3 protein-coding genes are annotated in these 2,245 nt (G+C 67.1%); all 3 read left to right on the top strand.

The genetic code is table 11. The features are described from left to right. Positions 1-464 (top strand): cob(I)yrinic acid a,c-diamide adenosyltransferase (locus tag V7Z54_RS09835; RefSeq protein WP_334136230.1); only part of this gene is annotated, 464 nt, incomplete at its 5' end. Between the two features lie 393 nt (positions 465-857). After that, entirely contained in the window at positions 858-1,220 is a 363-nt protein-coding gene (gene flhD / locus V7Z54_RS09830; protein WP_334136229.1) for a flagellar transcriptional regulator FlhD, read from the top strand. Positions 1,221-1,367: 147 nt separating this feature from the next. Next, positions 1,368-1,943, top strand: coding sequence for a flagellar transcriptional regulator FlhC (gene flhC / locus V7Z54_RS09825; protein ID WP_334136228.1), 576 nt, complete (start codon positions 1,368-1,370; stop codon positions 1,941-1,943). Positions 1,944-2,245 lie beyond the last annotated feature (302 nt).

The raw sequence follows: 2,245 nt of genomic DNA, 5'->3' as shown, positions 1-2,245 counted from the left end.
GCGACGTGGACGAGCTCAACTCCCACATCGGCGTGTTGCTGTGCGAACCGCTGCCCGCCGACGTGCGCACGCTGTTGATGGACATCCAGCACCAGCTGTTCAACCTGGGCGGGGAGCTGAGCATTCCGGGCTATCAGCTGCTGCCGCCCGAGGCGGTGGCCGCGCTGGACCAAGCGCTGGCACACTACAACGCGCAGCTGCCGCGCCTGCAGGAGTTCATTCTGCCCGGCGGCACCCGCGCCGCGGCCCAGGCGCACGTCTGCCGCACGGTGGCGCGCCGCGCCGAGCGCAGCGTGGTGGCGTTGGGCAACGAAGAGCCCCTTCACGACGCGCCGCGGCAGTACCTCAACCGCCTGTCGGATGTGCTGTTCGTGCTGGCGCGCGTGCTCAACCGGGTGGAGGGTGGCCACGACGTGTACTGGCAAAGCGAGCGCTTGCGCCGGGGACAGGCCAGCGGGGCCTAAAGCGGCGCGACCCGATGCGTTTCGCGACCCGGGAAGGCGCACAGGGTGCGTCGCCTGGGGAGGATGAGCGCGACGCTGGTGAGCACGCCGGGTACGCGGCACGTGGTGCCGGTTCTCCTTCTCCACCAGACAGGTGTCTCGGTGGCTGGGATGTGTCGGTTGATTCCTCAAAGGACGTGGTGTGGGGCGCCTCGGCGTCATGCCCGACCGCCGATCTGGCTGAGCGTCCGTGTCGGAATTTGTCTGACACGCCGTCGCCGGCTGCCTGACGCCGTGAACAGACACTTTTGGATTCAAGCCAAGGAGGGCGGTTTTCACAATCCTTTTCAACGCATCGACGCTTTTTGGGCTGTGCTAGCCGCACCGCCCGGCCCACTGAAAAGGAGAGCTGCCATGACTGCCACTGCTACCCTGAACCCCGCCGCCGACGCCGAGCGCGAGCAGCTGCTGGCCGAGATCCGCGAAGCCAATCTGACCTACCTGATGCTGGCGCAGCGGCTGATTCGCGCCGACAAGGCCGAAGCCACGTTCCGCCTGGGGCTGTCGGAGGAGTCGGCTGAGCTGATCGCCGCGCTGTCGCCGGCGCAGCTGATCAAGCTGGCCAACCAGAACACGCTGCTGTGCCGCTTCCAGGCCGACGACGAATTGGTGTTCAAGCTGCTGACCAGCAGCCACGCTCCGCAGCGCTCGGTGGGCGAGGCCGCGCAGCGCCTGCACGCCAGCATCCTGATGGCCGGCCGCTTGGCAGCGGTCTGACGTCGGGCCGCCGCAGGTGTTGACCACGCGTTGTCCAGTCGAGAACGGGTGACGCGGGCACAGCGCGTTACCCATCGACCGCCCACGCTGCCCGCAGCACGACAACCGCCCCAGCCCAGTCGCTTTTCCTCCCGTCAGGAGTTGACCATGACCGCCACCGCCATTGCTCCCGAAGCCCGCGCCACCGCCGCCACCCGCATCCTGCAAGAGGCGCGCGAGGTCGAATTGGCCGTGCAACTGATCCGGCTGGGTGCGCGGCTGCAGGTGCTGCAAAGCGAAACGAGCCTGCCCTACGAGCGGCTGCTCAAGTTGTACAAAGAGGTCACGGGCCGTTCCCCGTCTAAGGGCCAGCTGCCGTTTTCCACCGACTACTTCCTGCAGTGGCAGCCCAACATCCACGCGTCGCTGTTCGAAAACATCCGCCAGTCGCTGTTGAAAAACGCAGCGCTGGAGGACATCGAGGCCGTGATGCGCGCCTGGCGTCTGTATGAGGAACAGATGCGGCTGTGCGGTATCGAGCCGCTGCTGTCGTTCACGCGCGCCTGGCGCCTGGCCAAGTTCTGCGACGCCAATATGCTGATTCGTGCGCGCTGCACCTGCTGCGGCGCCCACTTCGTGGCCGACCCGTACATCAACACGCGCCACTACGTTTGCGGCCTGTGCAAACCGCCAGCGCGCGCGGGCAAGGGCCGCGCGCAGGGTGGGTTGCGCGCCGACGACTAAAGCGCCGTGACGCGCCCCGCCCACACCGGCGAGATGGGCCGTTGCCGCAGGCTGCCACCGGGGCCGCGCAGTGTCAAGAAAAATGCAAGGGCGCTGACGGCGCGGCGCGGGGCATAGGAAAGGTCAAGGAGCCCTGCAGCGATCGGTTACGTCGGCAAGGCGGCGTTCAACCGAGACCCGTCGTGCGCCGCGCCTGCGCATGGATCGTTTCGACCTCGAACCCCGTGACGTTGCGCGTTTGGCGGCTGAACTCGATGCCGATGAGGTGAATCGGCTTGCCTTCTGCGCGGTATTTGTCGGCA

Origin of the sequence: Tepidimonas sp. (assembly GCF_036824975.1) — a bacterium.
Lineage (GTDB): Bacteria > Pseudomonadota > Gammaproteobacteria > Burkholderiales > Burkholderiaceae_C > Tepidimonas.
Note: the sequence above shows the minus strand (reverse complement) of the source record. Positions and strands in the feature narration are given on the sequence as shown.